Annotated in this window: 17 protein-coding genes; 9 read left to right on the top strand and 8 right to left on the bottom strand. The window is 72.2% G+C overall.

The features are described 5' to 3' along the window. Positions 1 to 11: 11 nt before the first annotated feature. Both ABD999_RS05160 and ABD999_RS05155 read right to left on the bottom strand, forming a co-directional pair. Positions 12 to 1172, bottom strand: a complete 1161-nt coding sequence (locus tag ABD999_RS05160) for a cation:proton antiporter (protein WP_148032101.1) — start codon at positions 1170 to 1172, stop codon at positions 12 to 14. 6 nt (positions 1173 to 1178) lie between these two features. Next, a complete protein-coding gene (locus ABD999_RS05155; protein WP_148032100.1) occupies positions 1179 to 1661 on the bottom strand; it encodes a cation:proton antiporter regulatory subunit in 483 nt (160 codons plus the stop codon). Between the two features lie 150 nt (positions 1662 to 1811). Here ABD999_RS05155 and ABD999_RS05150 point away from each other — a divergent pair, with 150 nt between their 5' ends. The 4 genes from ABD999_RS05150 (at position 1812) to ABD999_RS05135 (ending at position 4447) form a co-directional block, all read left to right on the top strand. After that, positions 1812 to 2474, top strand: a complete 663-nt coding sequence (locus tag ABD999_RS05150) for a response regulator transcription factor (RefSeq protein WP_271279529.1) — start codon at positions 1812 to 1814, stop codon at positions 2472 to 2474. Positions 2475 to 2566: 92 nt separating this feature from the next. Continuing rightward, positions 2567 to 2974 carry an ATP-binding protein gene (locus ABD999_RS05145; RefSeq protein ID WP_271279530.1) on the top strand — a complete coding sequence of 136 codons (408 nt, stop codon included), beginning with the start codon at positions 2567 to 2569 and terminating at the stop codon, positions 2972 to 2974. A gap of 31 nt (positions 2975 to 3005) precedes the next feature. Then, positions 3006 to 4067 carry a PAS domain-containing sensor histidine kinase gene (locus ABD999_RS05140; RefSeq protein ID WP_271279531.1) on the top strand — a complete coding sequence of 354 codons (1062 nt, stop codon included), beginning with the start codon at positions 3006 to 3008 and terminating at the stop codon, positions 4065 to 4067. Beyond that, the gene (locus ABD999_RS05135; protein ID WP_148032098.1) at positions 4064 to 4447 is read left to right on the top strand and encodes a response regulator; all 384 of its coding nucleotides are present in this window, start codon (positions 4064 to 4066) and stop codon (positions 4445 to 4447) included. The genes ABD999_RS05140 and ABD999_RS05135 overlap by 4 nt, the downstream gene beginning before the upstream one ends. A 6-nt stretch (positions 4448 to 4453) precedes the next feature. Here the strand turns inward: ABD999_RS05135 and ABD999_RS05130 are convergent, their stop codons facing one another. Together ABD999_RS05130 and ABD999_RS05125 are read right to left on the bottom strand one after the other, a co-directional pair. Continuing rightward, a complete protein-coding gene (locus tag ABD999_RS05130; protein ID WP_271276198.1) occupies positions 4454 to 5635 on the bottom strand; it encodes an acetate/propionate family kinase in 1182 nt (393 codons plus the stop codon). Further along, a complete protein-coding gene (locus tag ABD999_RS05125) occupies positions 5611 to 7914 on the bottom strand; it encodes a phosphoketolase family protein (protein ID WP_219544295.1) in 2304 nt (767 codons plus the stop codon). Before ABD999_RS05125 ends, ABD999_RS05130 begins: the two co-directional genes overlap by 25 nt. 96 nt (positions 7915 to 8010) lie before the next feature. Here ABD999_RS05125 and ABD999_RS05120 point away from each other — a divergent pair, with 96 nt between their 5' ends. Beyond that, entirely contained in the window at positions 8011 to 9717 is a 1707-nt protein-coding gene (locus ABD999_RS05120) for an IlvD/Edd family dehydratase (protein WP_219544296.1), read from the top strand. A 50-nt stretch (positions 9718 to 9767) separates the two neighbouring features. Here the strand turns inward: ABD999_RS05120 and ABD999_RS05115 are convergent, their stop codons facing one another. From ABD999_RS05115 to ABD999_RS05100, 4 genes are all read right to left on the bottom strand, one after another. Next, complete coding sequence (locus ABD999_RS05115; RefSeq protein ID WP_219544297.1) at positions 9768 to 10124, bottom strand: spore germination protein GerW family protein; 357 nt, start codon at positions 10122 to 10124, stop codon at positions 9768 to 9770. Between the two features lie 14 nt (positions 10125 to 10138). Further along, positions 10139 to 11770, bottom strand: a complete 1632-nt coding sequence (pgi, locus tag ABD999_RS05110; RefSeq protein ID WP_345482591.1) for a glucose-6-phosphate isomerase — start codon at positions 11768 to 11770, stop codon at positions 10139 to 10141. Positions 11771 to 11941: 171 nt separating this feature from the next. Beyond that, positions 11942 to 12664, bottom strand: coding sequence for a VIT1/CCC1 transporter family protein (locus ABD999_RS05105; RefSeq protein ID WP_271276200.1), 723 nt, complete (start codon positions 12662 to 12664; stop codon positions 11942 to 11944). A gap of 166 nt (positions 12665 to 12830) precedes the next feature. Further along, positions 12831 to 13430, bottom strand: a complete 600-nt coding sequence (locus ABD999_RS05100) for a hypothetical protein (RefSeq protein ID WP_271276201.1) — start codon at positions 13428 to 13430, stop codon at positions 12831 to 12833. Positions 13431 to 13648: 218 nt separating this feature from the next. On the opposite strand from ABD999_RS05100, the gene ABD999_RS05095 reads away from it, so the two are divergent. From ABD999_RS05095 to ABD999_RS05080, 4 genes are all read left to right on the top strand, one after another. Continuing rightward, positions 13649 to 14701, top strand: coding sequence for a Clp protease N-terminal domain-containing protein (locus tag ABD999_RS05095; RefSeq protein WP_271276202.1), 1053 nt, complete (start codon positions 13649 to 13651; stop codon positions 14699 to 14701). A 252-nt stretch (positions 14702 to 14953) separates the two neighbouring features. After that, positions 14954 to 16162 carry an amidase gene (locus ABD999_RS05090; RefSeq protein WP_271276203.1) on the top strand — a complete coding sequence of 403 codons (1209 nt, stop codon included), beginning with the start codon at positions 14954 to 14956 and terminating at the stop codon, positions 16160 to 16162. A 103-nt stretch (positions 16163 to 16265) separates the two neighbouring features. Then, positions 16266 to 18344, top strand: a complete 2079-nt coding sequence (locus ABD999_RS05085; protein ID WP_271276204.1) for a hypothetical protein — start codon at positions 16266 to 16268, stop codon at positions 18342 to 18344. A 62-nt stretch (positions 18345 to 18406) separates the two neighbouring features. Next, the gene (locus tag ABD999_RS05080; RefSeq protein WP_271276205.1) at positions 18407 to 21793 is read left to right on the top strand and encodes a phosphodiester glycosidase family protein; all 3387 of its coding nucleotides are present in this window, start codon (positions 18407 to 18409) and stop codon (positions 21791 to 21793) included. The last annotated feature ends 14 nt before the right edge of the window (positions 21794 to 21807 follow it).

Here is a 21807-nt window from a genome sequence, read left to right as displayed (position 1 = left end):
CGCGCGGCCGGTCAGGCGCGCTTGGCGATGGCTTCGAAGAGAGGCTGGACGAGCTTGGCCGCGAGCGGGCCGAAGGCGGCCAGGATCAGGACGTACGCGGCCGCCAGCGGACCCAGGTCGGGGTGGGCGCCGGCCGCCACCGCGAGACCCGCGATGACGATGTTGAACTCACCGCGCGGCACCAGGGCGATGCCCGCCCGGGCCTGACCCGCTTTGGAGATGCCGGCCCGCCTGGCCGCGTACATGCCCGTCGCCAGCTTGGTGAGCATGCTGACCAGCGCCAGCGCGGCGGCGATAGCCGCCACCGGGAGGATCTTCGTCGGGTCGGTCTGCAGGCCGAAGAAGACGAAGAACACCGCCGCGAACAGGTCGCGCAGCGGCGCGAGCAGCGCCTGCGCGTCGTGCGCGAGCTGGCCGGACAGGGCGATCCCGACGAGGAAGGCGCCGACCGCCGCCGACACCTGGAGCTGCTGGGCGATGCCGGCCACCAGCAGCGCCAGGCCGACGACCTTCAGCAGCAGCACCTCGTTGTTGGGGCTGGAGACGAACGCCTCGATCCACTTGCCGAACCGCAGCGCGATCAGCAGCACCACGGTCACCGTGGCCAGCGCGATGCCCACCGCGATCGCCCCGCTGAGCAGGCTGAGCCCGGCCAGGGTGGCGGTCAGGATCGGCAGGTAGACGGCCATCGTGAGGTCTTCGAACACCAGCAGCGACAGCACGGTCGGTGTCTCGCGGTTGCCGATCCAGCCCAGGTCGCTCAGCACCTTGGCGGTGATGCCGGAGGAGGTCGCGTACGTGACGCCGGCCATCGCCAGGGCGGCCACCGGCCCCCAGCCGAGCAGCAGCGCCAGGATCGCGCCGGGCGCGGCGTTGAGCACGAGGTCGACGATGCCGGCGCGGGCGTTGCCCTTGAGACTGGAGACCAGCTCGTCGGCGTTGTACTCCAGGCCGAGCGTCAGCAGCAGGAGGACGACGCCGATCTCCGCGCCGATGGAGATGAACTCCTCGCTGGTGGCCAGAGGAAGGACGCCGCCGGTGCCGAAGGCGAGCCCGGCGATCAGATAGAGGGGGATGGCGGAGATGCCGGCGCGCAGCGCCAGCGCTCCGAGCACGCCCAGGCCGAGGAGAACGGCCCCGAATTCGAGGAAGAGTATCGCTGTGTGATGCACCCGGCCCTAGCCTTCAGCCAATATGTCGCCGACTTCGGCCGTGCTGTCCGCGCTGCCCACCACGACCACGATGTCGCCGGGAAGGAGCACGAAGTCGGGGCCGGGGCTGGCGTAGACCTGCCCGTTGCGGACGATCGCGACGATCGACGCGTTCGTCCGGGTCCGCACGCGCGCGTCGCCCATCGGCCTGTTCACGTACGGGGAGGTGGCCGGGATCGGCAGCTGGAGGCTGACCAGGCCCTCGACCTCGGCGTGCGCCTGGTTGAGCCGCGCGACGATGCGCGGGGCGCCGAGCAGCTCGACGAGCGCGTCGGCCTCCTCGTCGTTGAGCTTGACTGCTTCGCAGGCCCGGTCGGGGTCGTCCTTGCTGTAGATGACGAGATCACGCCGCCCCGTGCGGTGCGAGATCACCCCGATTCTTCGGCCTGAATGGGTGGTGAACTCATGGCGCAGCCCTATCCCCGGCAGCGCCGTCTGCTCGACCTCCACGGCTGTATCCCATCCATCTTGATCCGAAAACAACGGGAGAACATTACCAATCTCCACCCATAGTGTCGGCACCGAGAGGAACCGACATAGCAGGTGAACGGTAGTGTGCGGAGAAGACAATCGTCGGGAGCAGGTAAAAGGGGAGCTGCCGTGTCACCCTCGCAGGGGCCGCACCCGCCCGCCCCCGTGCGACTTCTGCTCGTGGAGGACCACGACATGGTGGCCGAGGCGATCGCGATGGCGCTCGACCACGACCCCGGCATCAAGGTGGTGGCCAGGTCCCGATCGGTGGCCGCCGCCGTGGCCGACGCCCGCGCCCACCTGCCCGACGTGGTGGTGCTCGACCGGCGGCTGCCCGACGGCGACGGCATCACGGCCATCGGCCGCATCTCGCAGGCCGCCCCCGGCGCCCGCGTGCTGGTTCTGACCGCCGAGGCGACGCCGGCGATCGCCGTGCGCGTGGTGGAGGCCGGTGGCGCGGGCCTGGTGGTGAAGTCGTCGGGGCTGCGCGAGCTCGAGTCGGCGGTGATCGAGGTGGCCTCGGGCGGGGTGGCGTTCGGGCCGGGCCTGCTGCCCGCCGTGCTCGACCAGCTCGCCGGCCGCGGGCGGGCGGGCCGGGGCGCGCTGACCGGGCGGGAGCGTGAGACGCTCCACCTGCTCGCCGAGGGAGTGAGCACCGACCAGCTGAGCGAGCGGCTCGGCATCGCCCGCAACACCGCCCGCAACCACATCCAGCGGGTGCTGGAGAAGCTCGGGGCCCGGTCCAAGCTGGAGGCGGTGGCCATCGCCCGGCGTGAGGGCCTGCTCGACTGATGCACCTGCACCAGTCCCGTTCCGCACCAGCACCAGAAAGGTCGGCGCGGTTGCGTCTCGCGGCCGGGCTTCGGGTGGCCGAAAGTAGGACCATGGGCACGGGACTCGACTCGCACATGGTGGAGCACCACCTCGCGGAGGAGATGGGCAGCATCTCCGTCGCCCGGCAGGTCGCCCGTGACACCCTGATGACGTGGGGCTATCGAGGCCGCTTCGAGGACGTGCTGCTCGTCGTCTCCGAGATGGTCACCAACGCCCTCGTGCACGGCGCCGGGGCACCCGTGCTGCGCATCGCCGGCGGTCTCGGCCACATCCGCGTCGAGGTCGGCGACTCCAGCGACGCGTTGCCCAGGCCGCGGAGCCCCGGCCCGTCCGACGGCTGGGGGCTGCACGTCGTCGAAGAACTGAGCATCGCCTGGGGCACCTCGCTCCAGGAGGGCGGGAAGGTGGTCTGGTGTGAGCTCGCGGCCCCTCTCACCGCTGTCACCACCGCCGATTGAGGGGGTGCGGGTCCCTCAGAGGGACACCGCCGTGCGAAGCTGCACTATGCCCGAGCACGAGCACGTCGACCTTCAGCTCCTCCTGCAGAGCCTCGGCGACTACGCGATCTTCATGCTGGATCCGGGCGGCCGTGTCATGAGCTGGAACTCCGGCGCCCAGCGCATCAAGGGCTACGCGGCCGACGAGGTCACCGGCCGTCACTTCTCGATCTTCTACCCGCCGGAGGACATCGCGGCGGGCAGACCCGCCCGCGGCCTGGAGACCGCCGCCGCCGAAGGCAGGTTCGAGGACGAGGGCTGGCGGGTGCGCAAGGACGGCACCCGGTTCTGGGCCAACGTGGTGATCACGGCCCTGCGCGACGGCGAGGGCCGGCTGCGCGGGTTCGGCAAGGTGACCCGCGACATGAGCGAGCGCCGCAACGCCGAGCGCGCGCTCGACGAGCGCGGCAGGCTCCTCGCCCACCTGGTGCAGGCCCAGGAGAAGGAGCGGCGGCGCATCGCCTGGGACGTGCACGACGACACCATCCAGTCGATGGTGGCCGTCGGCATGCGCCTGCAACTGCTGGCCTCCCAGCTGCCGGGCGACCACGCCGAAGCCGTGCTGCGCCTCAACGACACGGTCAACGCCGCCGTCGGCCGCCTGCGCAACCTCGCCTTCTTCCTGCACCCGCCGGGCCTCGACAGCGGCGGCCTGGTCGACACCCTGTCCGGCTACCTGGAGCAGGTCGTCTCCACCGCGGGCCTCACCTACGACTTCGTCCCCGACCTCGACGAGGAGCCGCCGCCGGAGACCGCGATCACCGTGTTCCGGATCTGCCAGGAGGCCCTCACCAACGTGCGCAAGCACGCCCACGCCTCCTCCGTGCGGGTCTCGCTCGCCTCCGCCGACCAGGGCGTGCACGTCAAGGTCGGTGACGACGGCGTCGGCTTCGCCGATCAGGGCGACGGCTCCTCCCGGATGGGGCATTTCGGGCTGATCGAGATGCGCGAGCGAGCCGAGATCTCCGGCGGCTGGTGGCAGCTCCACAGCAGTCCCGGCGAGGGGTCCACGGTGGAGTTCTGGGTGCCCGCGGTGCGGCCGAGGCGGTCATGAGCGCCGCGCCGGACCGGCTCACCGTCCTGATCGGCGACGACCAGCCGCTGATCCGCGAGGTGCTCACCGAGGTGCTGACGGCCGAGCCCGACCTGGACGTGGTCGCCGTGGCCGCCGACGCCCGGGAGGCGGTGCGGCTGGCGGTCCGCCACCTGCCCGCGGTCGCCATCCTCGACGTGCGGATGCCCGGCGGCGGGGCGTGGGCGGCGAGGGAGATCCGCCGGCTGTCGCCCGCCACCAGGGTGATGGCGTTCTCCGCCTACGGCGACTCCCGCTCCGTCGACGAGATGCGCCGCGTCGGCGTCCGCGAGTACCTGCTCAAAGGGCTGCCCAACAGCGACATCGTGGCGGCCGTGCGGCGCACGGCCGCCACCTCCTGACCTCCCTCAGATCAGCTCCAGCGCCTGACGGGCGATCTCCCACTCCTCGTCGGTGGGGATGACCAGGACCGCGACCTCCGCCCCGGGCGGCGAGATCGCCCGCTCGCCGCCGCCCGCGGCCTCGTTGCGCGCCGGGTCCACCGCGACGCCGAACCTCTCCAGCCCGGCCAGCGACGTGGCCCGCGTCGCCGCGTCGTTCTCGCCGACGCCGCCGGTGAACACGATCGCGTCCACCCGGCCCAGCACCGCGTAGTACGCGCCCACGTACTTGCGGATGCGCCGGCAGTAGACGTCCAGCGCCAGCCGCGCCTCGCCGTCGCCGTCCGCCGCGCGCCGGCGCACCTCGCGCATGTCGCCGGTGCCGGCGAGCGCGAGCAGGCCGCCGTGGCGGCCGAGCGCCTCCTCCACGTCCTGCGTGTCGAACCCGGCCACCCGGCCCAGATACGCGCAGAGCGCCGGGTCGACGTCGCCCGAGCGGGTGCCCATGACCAGGCCCTCCAGCGGGGTCAGGCCCATGGAGGTGTCGACGCTGCGCCCTCCCTCGACCGCGGTGGCGCTGGCGCCGTTGCCCAGGTGCAGCACGATCAGGTTGACTCCGGCGGGGTCGCGGCCCAGGAACGCGGCCGCCCTGCGGGACACGTACGCGCACGAGGTGCCGTGGAAGCCGAACCGGCGCACGCCCAGCCGCTCGCGCCACTCGCGCGGCACCGCGTAGGTGTACGCCTCGGGCGGCAGCGACCGGTGGAAGGCCGTGTCGAACACCGCCACCTGCGGCACCCCGGGGAAGGCGGCCTGCGCCACCCGGATGCCGGTCACGTTCACCCGGTTGTGCAGCGGAGCCAGCGGCGCCAGCTCCTCGATGGCGGCCACCACCGGCTCGTCCACCAGCACCGCCTCGCCGAACCGCTCACCGCCGTGCACCACCCGGTGGCCGACCGCCACCGGGTCCAGCTCCGGCCCCACCGTCCGGAACGCCTCCAGCACCGCTTCGAGGCCCTGCTCGTGGTCCGCGTAGACGCACTTCCTCCGGTACGGGGGAGCGTCGCCTGCATGGTGGGTCAGCAGGCCCTCGCCCTCGTGGATCCGCTCGATGACGCCGCGCGCGGGGCGGGCTCCCGACTCGGCGTCGATCAGCTCGTACTTGATGGAGGAAGAGCCCGTGTTCAGGACGAGGATGTGTGCGGCCATGTCCACGAACTGATCTCGGGGGCGTCCTCGCCGTACATGCGGGTGTAGGCGCGGGCCTGCAGCCGGGCGTCGGACATGCGCTGGCGCAGGTGGGCGGCCTTCGAGCCGAGGCCGGGCACCCGGTCGATCACGTCCATCACCAGGTGGAAGCGGTCGATGTCGTTGAGCATGCACATGTCGAAGGGCGTGGTCGTGGTGCCCTCCTCCTTGTAGCCGCGCACGTGCAGGTTGTCGTGCCCGGTGCGCCGGTAGGTGAGCTGGTGGATCAGCGTCGGGTAGCCGTGGAAGTTGAAGATGATCGGCCGTTCGGTGGTGAACAGCGTGTCGAACTCGGAGTCCGGCATGCCGTGCGGGTGCTCCGACGGCGGCTGCAGCCGCATCAGGTCGACCACGTTGACGACCCGGACCTTCAGCTCCGGCATCTCCTCGCGCAGGATCGAGGCGGCGGCCAGCGTCTCCAGCGTCGGCACGTCGCCCGCGCAGGCCAGCACCACGTCCGGCTCGCTGCCGGCGTCCGTGGACGCCCACGGCAGGATGCCCAGCCCGCGCGTGCAGTGCGCGATGGCCTCGTCCATGCCGAACAGGTCCAGCACCGGCTGCTTGCCCGCCACGATCACGTTCACGTAGTCGCGTGAGCGCAGGCAGTGGTCCGTGACCGACAGCAGCGTGTTCGCGTCCGGCGGCAGGTACACCCGCACCACCGATGCCTTCTTGTTGACCACCACGTCCAGGAAGCCCGGGTCCTGGTGGCTGAAGCCGTTGTGGTCCTGCCGCCACACGTGCGACGACAGCAGATACGTCAGCGACGCCACCGGACGCCGCCACGGGATCTTCTGCGACGACTCCAGCCACTTGGCGTGCTGGTTGAACATCGCGTCGACGATGTGGATGAACGCCTCGTAGCAGTTGAACAGGCCGTGCCTGCCGGTCAGCAGGTAGCCCTCCAGCCAGCCCTGGCACAGGTGCTCGCTGAGCACCTCCATGACCCGCCCGGCCGGCCCCAGGTGCTCGTCGGTGGGCAGCAGCCCGGCCTCCCACGTCCGGTCGGTCGCCTCGAAGACCGCGCTGAGCCGGTTCGAGGCGGTCTCGTCCGGGCCCATCAGCCGGAACGTGCGCGGGTTGCGCTCGATGACGTCGCGCAGCAGCCTGCCCATCACCCGGGTCGGCTCGGTCGACTGGGTGGCGGGGGCCTTGACCTCGACGGCGAGGGCGCGGAAGTCCGGCAGCCGCAGCGGCGTGAGCAGCTCGCCGCCGTTGGTGTGCGGGTTGGCGCTCATCCTGAGCTCGCCGCGCGGCACCGTGTCCAGGATGCCCTGGACCGGCCGCCCGCCGGAGTCGAACAGCTCGTCGGGCCGGTAGGAGCGCATCCACTCCTCCAGCATCGCCAGGTGCTCGGGGTTGTCGTGCACCGCCGACAGCGGCACCTGGTGGGCGCGCCAGGTGCCCTCCACCGGCAGCCCGTCGACCACCTTCGGGCCCGTCCAGCCCTTCGGCGTGCGCAGGATGATCATGGGCAGGCGCTTCTCGGCGCCCTCCCGGTACGCGGCGATCTGCTCGAACGCCTCGTCCAGGGTGCGCGCCATCTCCTCGTGGTCCGGGCCCACGAGGTGCGGGCGGTAGCCGTACCCCTCCATGAGCTTGAGCAGCTCGTCCTCGGGGATGCGGGCGAGCACCGTCGGGTTGGCGATCTTGTAGCCGTTCAGCGAGAGGATCGGCAGCACCACGCCGTCGCGCTCCCGGTTGAGGAACTTGTTGGAGTGCCAGCTCGCCGCCAGCGGGCCCGTCTCGGCCTCGCCGTCGCCGATGACGCACGCCACCACCAGGTCCGGGTTGTCGAAGGCGGCCCCGTACGCGTGCGCGAGCGCGTACCCCAGCTCGCCGCCCTCGTGGATTGAGCCGGGGGTCTCCGGCGCCACGTGGCTGGGGATCCCGCCGGGGAAGGAGAACTGCCGGAACAGGCGGCGCATGCCGTCCTCGTCCTGCGTGACGTCGGGGTAGCGCTCGGTGTACGAGCCCTCCAGCCAGGAGTGCGCCACGGCGGCGGGGCCCCCGTGCCCGGGTCCGGCGATGTAGATCATGTCCTGGTCGCGCTCGCGGATGACGCGGTTCAGGTGGGCGAAGCAGAAGTTCAGCCCGGGGGTGGTGCCCCAGTGGCCGAGCAGGCGCGGCTTGACGTGCTCGCGCCGCAACGGCTCGGTGAGGAGTGGGTTGTCCAGCAGGTAGATCTGGCCCACCGACAGGTAGTTGGCCGCACGCCAATAGGCATCGATGTCGTCCATGCTCCGACAAGTGCCCCCGTTATGGCCATGGTGAACAAGGCACGTTCCGTAGACGATTGCTACCGTTAGCCATGATTCGATGGCTAAGGTGCCGTTATGGTTTTGCGCAGCTCGCACTGGTACGCGGGCGATGACAGGAACTCGTACATCCACCGCGCGTGGATGCGCCGAGGACTGCCCCGGGACGCCTTCGACGGCGAACGGCCGCACATCGCGATCGCCAACACCGCCTCCGACCTGACCCCCTGCAACTCCCATCTCAACGAGGTCGCCGACAGCGTCAAACAGGGCATCTGGGCGGCCGGCGGCGTCCCCCTCAATCTGCCCGCGCTCTCCATCGGCGAGACCAACGTCCGGCCCACCGCCATGCTCTGGCGCAACCTCGCCGCCATGGCCACCGAGGAGATGCTGCGCGCCAACCCGATCGACGGCGTGGTGCTGCTCGGCGGCTGCGACAAGACCATCCCGTCGCTGCTCATGGCCGCCGCCTCCGTCGACCTGCCCGCCGTCGTGCTGCCCGGCGGCCCCATGCTCACCGGCCGCTTCCGCGGCGTCCCGCTCGGCTGCGGCACCGACGTGTGGCGGCTCAGCGAGGAGGTACGCGCCGGGACGCTCTCCCGTGAGGCGTTCCTGGAGTCCGAGTCCTCCATGATCCGCAGCCGCGGCCACTGCAACACGATGGGCACCGCCTCCACCATGGCGTGCATGGCCGAGGCGCTCGGCATGACCATCCCCGGCACCGCAGGCATCCCCGCCCCCGACAGCAGACTGCTGGAACGCTCGCACGACACCGGCCGCCTGGCCGTCGAGCTGGTGCGCGAGGGCCGCCGCCCCAGCCACGTGATGACCCGCGCCTCGTTCCTCAACGCGATCGTCACCCTGGCCGCCGTCGGCGGCTCCACCAACGCCGTCGTCCACCTGCTCGCCATCGCCGGCCGGCTCGGCGTCGAGCTGAACCTCGACGACTTCGACCGCACCGGCTCCGGTGTGCCGCTCCTCGTCGACCTGCAGCCCGCCGGCCGGCACCTGATGGAGGACATGTTCAGGGCGGGCGGCCTGCGGGCCGTGCTGAACGAGGTCGCCGACCTGCTCGACCCGTCCGCGATCACCGTCACCGGCGAGCCGCTCACCGGCTCCCTGGCCGGGGCCGAGATCTGGGACGAGACCGTGATCAGGAGGCGCGCGGAGCCGCTGCTGCCCGACGCCGGCATCGCCGTGCTGCGCGGCAACCTCGCCCCCGACGGCGCCGTCATCAAGCCCGCCGCCGCCTCGCCCGAACTGCTGCGCCACCGGGGCCGGGCCGTCGTGTTCGACAGCGTCGAGGACGTCTACGCCCGGCTCGACTCGCCCGACCTGGACGTGGACGAGACGTCGGTGCTCGTGCTGCGCGGCTGCGGTCCCCGCGGCTACCCCGGCATGCCCGAGGTGGGCAACCTGCCGCTGCCCGCCAAGCTGCTGGCCAAGGGCGTGCGCGACATGGTGCGCATCAGCGACGCCCGCATGAGCGGCACCGCCTACGGCACCGTCGTGCTGCACGCCGCGCCCGAGGCCGCCGCCGGCGGGCCGCTCGCCAGGGTGCGCACCGGCGACCCGATCGTGCTCGACGTGGCGGCCAGGCGGCTCGACGTGGACCTGCCGGAGGCCGAACTGGCCGCCCGGGAGCCGGTCATGACCGGCCACGCCCGGCCCGTACGCGGCTGGGAGCGGTTGTACGTGGACCACGTGCTCCAGGCCGACCGGGGCGTCGACCTGGACTTCCTCACCGGTTCGAGCGGCGACGGGGTGGGCCGCGAGTCCCACTGAGCGGTTTCACCGGAAGCGCGGCGCCCGGAGTCTCTGGCCGACCCCGGGCGTCAGTGACGGCGGCGACGGCGGCGCTTGAAGACGGCGCGCAGCGTCAGCAGGAGCACCACGGCGACGATCTGGCCGCCGGCCACGATGCGGTTGACGTCCACGGCCGGCTGCCAGCGCACCTCGCCGTCCTTGACCACGAACACCCCGGCGGGGGTGGCCGCCACGCCGTAGCCGACGCCGCTGCCGCTGCCGCTGTCGCCCTTCTTGTCCTCGCCCTGGCCCGTGCCGCCGCCACCGCCGTAGGCGATCCTGGCGACGGGGATGACGACCACGTCGCCGTGTTGCACGGGGTCGCCGAACACCCTCTTGACGTTCGCGGAGTCCCTGGACTTCTCCGCTATCTCCATGATGTCCATGCCCTCATGGTGGCTCACGACGGGCGGCCGCGCAGCTCGCGGTAGACGCGGACGAGCCGCTCGGTCGAGGGGTCGGGGAAGGCGGCCTGCGGCTCGTCGGAGGTGAGCGCGGGTGCCAGGTCGAGCGCCATCTTCTTGCCCAGCTCCACGCCCCACTGGTCGAAGGAGTCGATGCCCCAGATGGTGCCCTCGACGAACACGACGTGCTCGTACAGGGCGACGAGCTGGCCGAGGGTCGACGGGGAGAGCTTCGGGACGAGGATGGTGGAGGTGGGCCGGTTGCCCGGCATGACCTTGTGCGGCACGACCGCGGCGGCGGTGCCCTCGGCGGCGATCTCCTCGGCCGTCTTGCCGAACGCGAGCGCCGAGGTCTGCGCGAACAGGTTGGCGGTGAGCAGGTCGTGCATGCCCTCGCGGTCCTCGTACGGCTCGGCGAAGCCGATGAAGTCGGCGGGCACCAGGTGGGTGCCCTGGTGGAGCAGCTGGTAGAAGGCGTGCTGACCGTTGGTGCCCGGCTCGCCCCAGAAGATGGCGCCGGTGTCGCAGGTGACGGGGGCGCCGTCGGCGCGCACCGACTTGCCGTTGGACTCCATGGTGAGCTGCTGGAGGTAGGCGGGGAAGCGGTGCAGGCGCTGGCTGTAGGGCAGCACGGCGCGGGTCTGGGCGCCGAAGAAGTCGGCGTACCACACCCCGAGCAGGCCCATCAGCACCGGCATGTTGGCCTCGAAAGGCGCGGTGCGGAAGTGCTGGTCGATGGCGTGGAAGCCGGCCAGCATCGCGCGGAACCTGGCCGGCCCGACGGCGATCATCAGGGACAGGCCGATGGCGCCGTCGTAGGAGTAGCGGCCGCCGACCCAGTCCCAGAAGCCGAACATGTTGTCGGTGTCGATGCCGAACTCGGCGACCTTGGCGGCGTTGGTGGAGACGGCCACGAAGTGTTTGGCGACGGCGTCCTCGCCCAGCGCGCCGACCAGCCACTGCCGGGCCACCCTGGCGTTGGTGAGGGTCTCGAGCGTGGTGAAAGTCTTGGAACTGACCACGAAGAGCGTGGTGGCGGGGTCGAGTCCGCGGAGGTTGCCGGTGATGTCGGCCGGGTCGATGTTGGAGACGAACCTGGCCTCGATGCCGGCGTCGGCGTAGTCGAGCAGCGCCTCGTAGGCCATCGCGGGGCCGAGGTCGGAGCCGCCGATCCCGATGTTGACCACGGTGGCGATGGGTCGCCCGGTGGCCCCTCGCCACTCCTGGGCGCGCACCCGGTCGGCGAAGGCGGTCATCTTGTCGAGCACGGCGTGCACGTCGCCGATGACGTCCTGGCCGTCGACCACGAGGGCGGCGTCGGCGGGGGCGCGCAGCGCGGTGTGGAGGACCGCGCGATCCTCGCTGACGTTGATGTGCTCGCCGGTGAACATGGCCTCGATGCGCTCGCGAAGCCCCGCCCGCTCGGCCAGCCGCACCAGCAGCCCGACGGTCTCACTGGTGACGCGGTGCTTGGCGTAGTCGAGGTAGAGGTCGCCCGCCGTCAGCGTCATGCGGCCGGCCCGGCCGGGGTCGTCGGCGAACAGCTCGCGCAGGTGTATGCCCGCCAGCTCACCATGGTGCTTCTCCAGCGCCGCCCACTCCTGGCTCTGGGTGATGTCGCCGTTCACGTCGCCCTCCTCGCGGCCGTCACAAACCGATCACGCCATCGTCCCGTATCCGCATACCCGGAGGTTCCGATTCCGCGCATGGCGGAGCGGACTCTTTGCCGGAGCCGGGTTCCGCGCATGGATCAGCAGACGGCTGGGCCGGGAGACGGCTGGATCAGGAGACGGCTGGGTCTAGGAGACGGCGACGCCGAGCAGGTGGCCGATGCCGAAGGTCACCGCGGCGGCGCCGACGCCGAGCACGAGCTGGCGCAGGCCGCCCACCCACCACGGGCGGGCCGTGAGGTGCGCCACGACCGCGCCGAACCCGAACAGGGCGAGCACGCTCAGCACCACCGCCAGCGCCAGCCCCGACGCCCCGAAGAAGAACGGCACCAGCGGCACCAGCGCCCCGGCGGAGAACGCGCAGAACGACGAGACGGCCGCCAGTTTCGGCGAAGGCAGGTCGTCAGGATCCACCCCGAGCTCCTCGCGCACGTGCACCCGCAGAGCCTGGTCGGGATCGGCCGACAGCCCGGCCGCGACCTGTTCGGCCAGCTCCGGCTCCAGCCCGCGGGACCGGTAGAGCGCGGCCAGCTCGGCGCGCTCGCCCTCGGGGTTGCGGGCCAGCTCGCGCCGCTCCACGGCGATCTCGGCGCGCATCAGCTCCGTCTGGGACTTGACCGACGTGTACTCGCCGGCCGCCATCGAGCACGCACCCGCCACCAGCCCGGCGAACCCGGCGAGCACGGCGCCCCGCCCGGGACCCGAGGCCCCCACCACACCGGCGATCAGCGCGAAGTTGGAGACGAGCCCGTCCATCGCCCCGAACACCGCCGGCCGCAGCCACCCGCCGGTGACGTCACGGTGGCTGTGGTGCATCTCGGGGGTGTACGTCCGCTCCAGCTCGATGGTCATGAAATCCCTCCTATTGCTGCATTTCCATCGACATTAGGTAAATGTCGGAAAGATCCGCAACGAAGGAGAGGCTTGCCTGACCTGCGGTTCTGCGCCGTATACGAACAGGTGGACGAGTGTTTTAGGCCCTCCTAAGTAAGGCGGGCCAGGGTGACGAACGACACTCTCAGGACGCCGTCTGCGCGACGGGCAGCGGCACGGCCGGGGTCGTCGTCCCGGTGTCCTGGATCAGGCGGGAGCAGTCGTCGATCGCCGCCGTCAGCAGGTCGCGCAGCATCGTGTCCGGGTCCTCGATGCAGGCCTGCACGATCCCGACCACGGCCAGTTGCACCGCGTTCGGGGCCGCGTACCTGCGGAAGCCCTTCTCCGTGATCTTGGCTGCCCGGCTGAACCTGCGTGCCTGGGCCGCCGCCTGCGGGACCTGGTCCATCGCCTCCTGGCTGCGCGGGCTCAGCCGTCCGGGCGGGACGCCGTTCAGCCGGGCCAGCATCTCCTCCGCCGCGAGCACCGACACCGCGAGGGCGAGCTGGCGCTCGGCGGCGGCGACGGGCAGGGCGGTGGTCGCGCAGCGGAGCGCGATGTGGGCGTCGACCCGGAGGTCCGTGCTGGTCAGGCCGATGATGGACGGGACCAGGTGGATGAGGCGGCTGCGGCTCTCGTCGGTGGTGTTGTCGTTGACGAGGCGGGCCAGCGCGGCCAGCAGCGGGTGTGTGCAGGCCGGGTGGTCGCTCCACCGTTCTCCGGCCAGATAGGACGCGAACTCCATGAAGCAAGCACCACGCTTCGGGTTGCGATGCCTGCCACGGGACAGAACCGGCATGTGATCAAGGTGATTGTCCACGGGTGCTCCACTTTGTGGTGTATCGCCGTCTTTCCAGTCTGCGCTGACATCTGCCCCAATGCCAGTGAATAAGACTCCCGGCCTTGTCGGGAGCGGTGGGGTTACATGGGGGTTATGATGGGGGCAGTCCTTGGGGAGGTGACGTGCCGAAGATCAACGTGTATCTGCCGGACGACCTGGCGGAGGCGGTCAAGCAGGCGGGCGTGCCGGTCTCGTCCATCTGCCAGCGCGCCCTGGAGCAGGCCGTACGCCGCGTCACGGCCATCCGTGAGACGGCCCTGTCCGACGTCGACCTCGACCGTCCCACCGGCGCCCTGACCCTGCTGACCCCGCGCACCCGCACCGTGCTCAAGCTCGCGGCGTCGCGGGCGGGGGCGGGCGGCGTCGAGACCGAGCACCTCCTGGCCGGCATGCTGGCGGAGGGCACCAACCTCGCCCTCCACGTCCTGCGCGCCATGGACATCGACCCCGGCCAGGTAACCCGCGACCTCGCTGGCCGGATGTCCGTGGGAGGTGGTACGTCTGCGGAAGGTTCTACGTCCCCGGAAAGTCGTACGTCTGCGGAAGGGCGCACGTCCCCGGGAAGTCGTGCATCTGCGGAAGGTTCTACGTCCCCGGAGAGTCGTACGACTGCGAAAGCTTCTACGGGCCCGGGAGGTGCGGAAGGTCCTGACTCTCCGGGCGGTCGTATGTCGTCCGGAGGTCTCGGAGCCGGACAGGATCCCGGCGGCGAGCCGGGACGAGCTGCGGGTTCTGAGCCCGAGCCGGGCAGCGGCCCGGTGCAAGAACCCGGGGCGGGCGAGCCGGGTTCAGAGGTGCGCCGGTTCGGCGTGGGCGCGGCGAACGCTCTGGAAGCCGCGGTCAACGAGGCGACCTCGCTCGGGCACAACTACGTCGGATGCGAGCACCTCCTCCTCGGGCTCGTCGCCGAACCCGACGGGATCGCCGGCCAGGTGCTGCGCGGGCTGGGCGCCGAGCCCCGGCCTACCCGCCGCGCCGTCGTGGCGGCCCTCGCCGGCTACGTCCACCTACGCGCCGAGTCCGCCGCCCAACCGTCCGCGCAGCTGTCCGGCCAGTCGCCCGGCGCGCCGGACCTGGCGGCGCTCGTGGCCGTGGCCGTGCGGCAGCAACTCCAGCCCCTCGTCCAGCGGATCGCCCGGCTGGAGGAGCATCTCGGCCCGGCCTCCGGTGACTGACAATGCGGATCACCCGAGTCCTGCGCGCCAGAGCGTTCCGCTACGCCGTCGTGGCCGTCGTCATGGTGGGCGTCGTCATCGCCGCCACCTGGTGAGGCGGCACCTTTCCCACCGTTCCTGGCCGAGGCATCGACGGCAACCGCGTCATGGCCGGGACACCGCCGGCCTCCCGGTGGAGCGGGGGGCTATCGAAGACGTCCCGCGGGCTAAAGCGCGATGTCCGTCGTACGGGGGACATGTCAGGATGCGCGCATGGTGCGGAGCGCGGTGGGGCTGGCGGAGGAGTTACGGGCAGGCGAGAGGACCGCCGTCGACGTCGTACGGGAGGCGATCGAGCGGGTCCGGTGGGCGGGGGAGCGGTTCGGGGGTGTGGCCGCCGTTGATGCCGGGTGGAGTATGGCGGAGGCTGAGCGGCCTGATCGGCGGTTGCGGGCCGGTGAGGGCGGGGTGCTCGAAGGGGTGCCCGTCACCGTCAAGGACTGGATCGATGTCTCAGGCTGGCCCGTGAGCGGGGCGGCCGGGGGGACGCCGGGGAGCCCGGGGCGGCGGCCTGAGCGGGATGCGACGGCCGTGGCGCGGCTGCGGGCCGCCGGGGCGGTCGTGGTCGCGATCAGCAGTGCCATGGCCGACAACCCCGTGCACGGGAAGACCGGCAATCCGCGCGATCCGGGCAGGGCGCCCGGTGGGTCGTCGTCGGGGACGGCGGCGCTGGTGGCCGCCGGCGCCGTGCCGCTGGGGCTGGGCAGCGACTCGGGCGGGAGCGTACGGCTGCCGGCCGCCTGGTGCGGGGTGGCCGGGCTGAAGCCGACGTTCGGACGGGTGCCGCTGACCGGTCACTTCCCGCGCTGCGGATCGCTGGAGGACGGCAGGACCGTCATCGGCCCGATCGCCGGGACCGTCGCCGACCTCGCCGCCACGCTGGAGGTGATCGCCGGGCCGGACGGGATGGACGGCGGGACGCCGCCGGTGCCGCTCGCCGATCCGGGAGCCGTGCGCGTCCCAGGGCTGCGGGTGGCGACCATGGCCGGGGCCGGCGGCCACGAGGCGACGGCGCGGGCGGTGCGGACGCTGGCCGAGGCGGGGGCGGCCGTCGCGGAGCGGCCGCTGCCCGACGTGCGGGAGGAGGCGCTGGAGCTGACCCGGCGCTACTGGGACCGGGCGGGGCTGAGCGGAGAGGAGAACGTACGGGTGCTGTGGGACTGGGACCGGTTCCGCAGGCGGATGCTGGCCGCCACCGCGCGGGCCGACGTCCTCGTCATCCCCGCCGCCGAGGAGCCGCCGCCGTGGCGGGAGTCCGAGACGGACGACTACCTGTGGACGCTGCCCTGGAGCCTCACCGGCGCGCCGGTCGTGGTGGTGCCCTGCGGCGGCTCGGCCGTCCAGGTGGTCGGCCGTCCGTGGGAGGAACACGTCGTGCTGGCCGCCGCGGCGGAGATCGAGCGCGCGGAAGCCCCCGGATAAGGAGGGAGCCTAACCACGGGGTGGCGTGCTACGTTGCCTGCTGATCCCCGGCGGCCGGATCCGCGTCGCCGTACCTGACTCCTTCTCCGCATGGGGGCAAACGGTGAGGTGGGCGTACTTCCTGCTGGTCGCGTCGGCGCTGTGGTGGATCGCGCCGCCCGCGCACGCCGCGCAAGAGGAGCCCCCGGTCGCGCTCATCGGCGTGCCCGGCCTGCTCTGGGACGACGTCGACCCGCACGCGACCCCCAACCTGTGGCGGCTGGCCGGGGAGAGCGACCTGGGGTCGGTGTCGGTGAAGACCGTGGGCACCCTCGCCTGCCCGTTCGACGGCTGGCTGTCGGTGTCCGCCGGCGTCCGCTCCGCCGTCGGGCAGCGCTGCGGGCTGCCGCCCGAGCCGGAGCGCACGGGCGAGGGCGCCCGGGTGCCGGGCTTCGACGGGCTGCGCGCGAGGCGTGACGGCACGTACGCGGGCACGCTCGGCGCGGCCGTGCACGCCGCCGGCCACTGCACGACCGCCGTGGGCCCCGGCGCCGCGCTGGCGCTGGCCGACGCCGACGGCAAGGTGGACGTGTACGCTCCGGAGCCGGCCGCGCTGGCCGATTGGTCGCGCTGCCGGGTGCTGGCCGTGGACGTGGACGAGCTGATCCGCCCCTACCTGGCGGGCGGCCACCTGCCCGCGGTGCCCGACGCGCTCGGCCCGGAGCGGCGGCGCGAGGCCGTGCGGGCCGCCGACGCGGAGGTCGGCGCCGCGCTGGCGAAGCTGCCCGCCGGCGCCCAGGTGGTGCTCAGCGGCATCGGCGACCACGGGTCGGTGCCGCACCTGCGGGTGGCCATGTGGAAGCGGGCCGAGGCGTCCGGTGGGCTGCTCGGCACCGCCTCGACCCGGCGCGGCGACATCGTCATCATCACCGACACCACGCCGACCGTGCTCACCGCCGCGGGCATCCCCGTCCCGCCGACCGTGATCGGCTTGCCCTGGCAGGCGGGGGAGCGGCTGCCGCTGGAGGAGGCCGTCGCGGAGCTGCGCAGGGCCGACATGATGGGCACCGGCATCCGCAACACCACCGGGCTGTTCTTCACCGGCTTCGCCGTCATCACGGTGTCGTTCTACGCGATCGCCTACTACGTGCTGTCCCGCCGCAGGAACGCCGGCGCCGTCGGCGTGGTCGCGCTCGGCCTGGCGGCGGTGCCCGTCTCGACGTACGCGGTGAACGTGTTCCCCTGGGGGCACGGCCCGTACCCGATCGCGCTGGTCATCACCGGCGTGGTGGCGATCGCCTCGGCCATCACCGCCTTCGCCGTGCTCGGGCCGTGGCGGCGCGGCCCGCTGGGGCCGCCCGGCGTGGTGGCCGCGATCATCGGCATCGTCATGGTGGCCGACCTGCTGACCGGCACCAACCTGCAGTTCAACAGCCTCATGGGCTACACGGCCGTGGTGGGCGGGCGCTACTACGGGCTGGCGAACATCCCGTTCGCGCTGCTGGCCACCTCCGTGCTGATGACCGCCGCGGTGGCCGCCGACCATCTGGTGCGGGCCGGGCGGCGGCGGGCAGCGGTGGCGCTGGTCTCCACGCTGGGCGTGGCCGCGATGCTGCTGGCGGGCTGGCCGGGGATCGGCAGCGACTTCGGCGGCGTGATCGCGTTCGTGCCCGGCATCGCGGTCACCGCGCTGCTGGTGGCGGGCAAGCGGGTGTCGGTGCTGAAGTTCGTCGGGTTCTGCGCCCTCGGCGGGGTGACCGTGTCGGCGCTCGCGGTGCTCGACTACCTGCGGCCGGCGCCGTCGCAGACCCACCTGGGCCGGTTCGTCGGCATGGTGCTCGACGGGACGTTCATGCCGATGATCCTCCGCAAGCTCGGGGCCATGCTCAACACCATGCTCTCGCCCAACCTGATGCCGATCGTGATCACCGGCCTGGCGTTCCTGATCTTCGCGATCATGCGACCGGGCAAGATCAGCGCCGGGGTGGTGCCGCAGGCGTTCGAACGCGCGCCCATGCTGAAGGCCGGGCTGATCGGGGCGCTGGTCAGCGGGGTGGTCGGGATGCTGGTGAACGACTCGGGCACCGCCGTGCTGTCGATGGTCGTGGCGGTGGCCGTGCCGCTGGTGCTGTACGCGGGGATCCACAGCGAGCCGCTGGCGGAGCCCGCGTCCGAGGAGGCCCCTGTCGCCGCCAAGATCTGAAATTTTCTTTTAGTTCACCCCAAGGTCTTGAAAGTTATATGCACGGACGATTGCATTCGGTCGTGCAGACCCTCCGTTTACTCGCCGCGGCGACGCTCGTGCTCACCGCCGCCGCGCCCGCACAGGCCGATCCCGCACCCCCGATCGAGGACGCGCCGACGGCGTCGTCCTACCCGCCCCTCTCGACGCTGGTCGCCGCCCAGGCGACCGGCGACCGGCTCGACACCGCCAAGAAGACCAGGCCGGTGGCCCCGGGCATCACCCTCACCTCCTTCGACCGGCTGGACCCGCTCGGGTGGCTGCGCGCCGACGCGCTCACCGCCGACCTCGCCGGCGGGGCGAGCGCCGACTACGTGTACTCCGGCGAGGTGTCGAAGACCGAGCCGCTGTCCGGCCCCGCCCAGCGGTCGCGGGCGGTCGCCGCCGTCAACGGCGACTTCTTCGACATCAACAACTCGGGCGCCGCCCAGGGCATCGGCGTGCAGACCGGCGAACTCGTCCAGTCGCCGATGGCCGGCCACGACAACGCGGTCGCGATCAGCGGCGACGGCGTCGGCCGGGTGCTCAAGATGCACTTCGAGGGCACCGCCACCCCCGAGGGCGGCTCACCGGTCACGCTCACCCAGTTCAACCAGCGCATCCAGTCAGGCGGCGTCGGCCTGTTCACCCCGCTGTGGGGGTCCTACACCCGGGCCCGCGCCGTCGAGGGCGCCACCGCCGTCACCGAGGTGGAGCTGAAGGACGGCGTGGTCGCCGCGGTCCGCGGGCAGGCCGGTGAGGGCCCCATCCCGGCCGGGACCTCGATCCTGCTCGGCCGCGACGCCGGCGCCGCCGCCCTGGCCGGGCTCAAGGCAGGCGACAAGGTCGAGGTCGCGTACCGGCCGAAGGCCTCCGACGGCGGGGACGTCAAGGCCGCGGTCGGCGGGAACTGGGTGCTGGTCAAGGACGGCAAGGCGCAGAACTCCACCGACCAGTCGGCGCACCCGCGCACCGCGGTCGGCTTCTCCGCCGACGGAAAGAAGATGTACCTGCTCACCGTGGACGGCCGCCAGGCCGACAGCCGCGGGGTCACGCTCAACGAGCTGGCCGCGATGATGGTCGAACTGGGCGCGGCCGACGCGCTCAACCTCGACGGCGGCGGCTCCTCCACCATGCTCGCCCGCGAGCCGGGCCAGGCCGCCCCGCAGGTCGAGAACAGCCCGTCCGACGGCGGCGAGCGGCACGTCCCCAACGGCCTGGCGCTCTACGCCCCCGAGGGCAGCGGCAAGCTCAAGGGCTTCTGGGTCGAGACCGCCGTCGACCCCGGCCGGGCCCCCGGCGCGGCGCCCATCGGCGGCGGGCGCCCCGAGCGCGTCTTCCCCGGCCTCACGCGGCGGCTGACCGCCGCCGGATACGACGAGACGTACGGGCCCGCGTCCGGGGCGCCGATCTGGCGGAGCAAGCCCGCGGTCCACGGCATCGTCAGGGACGGCAGGTTCCACGCCCTGGTGCCAGGCACCACGACCGTCACCGCCGCCCGCGGCAAGGCCACCGGCTCCCTGGAGCTGACCGTGCTCCAGCCGCTCCAGCGGCTCGGCGTCACCAGTGACCGGGTCGGCCTGGCCGGCGCGGACGACACCGCGACCTTCGGCGTCGTCGGCTACGACCGCAACGGCAACACCGCCCCGATCGAGCCCGCCGACCTGTCGCTCGACTACGACCGCGCCCTGCTCGACGTCACCGCGAACGAGCACGGATCCTTCACCGTCAAGGCCAAGAAGGACACCGGCTCCGCCCTGATCACCGCCAAGGTCGGCAAGATCAGCACCGCCCTGCCGGTGACCGTCGGCTTCGAGGACCAGCCGGTCGCCGACTTCGAGAACGCCGCCTCGTGGACGTTCGCCGCCGCGCGGGCCACCGGCTCGCTCTCGGCCGCGCCGGGCCAGAGCGGCGGCGGGCTCAAGCTCTCGTACGACTTCACCCAGTCGACGGCGACCCGCGCCGCCTACGCCGGCCCGCCCGAGCAGCTCGTGGTGGACGGGCAGCCGCAGGCGTTCGGGCTGTGGATCCACTCCACCGGCAAGGGGGAGTGGCCCAGCCTCGAGTTCTACGACGCGCTCGGGCAGTCGCAGATCCTGCGCGGCCCGTACATGACGTGGACCGGCTGGCAGTTCGTCGAGTTCGCGGTGCCGCCGGGCGTGAGCTACCCGCTCAAGCTGCGGCGCTTCTACGTGGCCGAGACCAAGGCCACCGCCTCCTACACCAACGAGATCCTGATCGACGGCCTGGTCGCGAAGGTGCCGCCGTCAGTGGAGACGCCGGAGGCGGAGAAGGTCGCCGACCCGGTGGTCAAGCCGGACGTGGCCGACCGGCCGTGGCGGTTCGCGGTCATGTCGGACGCGCAGTTCGTCGCCCGGGACCCGGACAGCGACCTGGTCGCGGGCGCGCGCCGCACGCTCCGCGAGATCAAGGCGGCGAAGCCGGACTTCCTGTTCGTCAACGGTGACCTGGTGGACGAGGCCTCGCCGGAGGACTTCGCGCTGGCCAAGCGGATCCTCGACGAAGAACTCGGCGATGATCTGAAATATCACTACATCCCGGGTAACCACGAGGTGATGGGCGGCAGCATCGACAACTTCAAGGCCGTCTTCGGCGACACGTACACCACCTTCGACCACAAGGGCACCCGCTTCGTCACGCTCGACACCTCCCGCCTCAACCTGCGCGGCGGCGGCTTCGAGCAGATCGAGCTCCTCCGTACGGAGCTGGACCGGGCCGCGGACGACGGCTCGATCGGCTCGGTCGCGGTGCTGTTCCACGTGCCGCCACGCGACCCCACCCCCGGCAAGGGCAGCCAGCTCGGCGACCGCAAGGAAGCCGCGCTGGTGGAGGGCTGGCTGGCCGACTTCCAGCGGGAGACCGGCAAGGGCGCGGCGTTCATCGGCGGGCACGTGGGCACCTTCCACGCCTCCCGGGTGGACGCGGTGCCCTACGTGATCAACGGCAACGCCGCCAAGAACCCGTCCACCCCGGCGGGCGACGGCGGCTTCACCGGCTGGTCCCTGTGGGGCGTCGACCCGGTCACCGGCAAGGAGGCCGAGCACGTCAGGCGCAACTGGTTCGCCGACGCCCCCGAGTGGATCGGCGCCGAACTGCGCCCGCACGTCGACCGGCTCACGCTGACCGCCCCGGCCAGGGTCGAGACCGGCACCCCGGCCACCGTCACGGCCACGGTCCGGCAGGACGGCCGTGACGTGCCCGTCGCCTACCCGGTGTCGGCGGCCTGGTCCGGCTCGCCCAACCTGCACGTGGGACCGCGGGCCAAGGCCAAGCCGTGGCACGTCGCCGTGCTCGACCCCGAGACCGGCACGCTCACCGCGCTGCGCAAGGGTCAGGTGACGGTCGCGGTCACCGTCAACGGCGTCACCGAGCAGGCCGCCGTGGCGGTCGCCGCCAGGTCAGCCGCCTGATCGACCGCCTGATC

It is taken from the genome of Nonomuraea ferruginea (genome assembly GCF_039540635.1).
Classification (GTDB): Bacteria; Actinomycetota; Actinomycetes; order Streptosporangiales; family Streptosporangiaceae; genus Nonomuraea; species Nonomuraea ferruginea.
The sequence above is the reverse complement of the archived record's forward strand: the minus strand, read 5'-3'. Positions and strand labels throughout refer to the sequence as shown.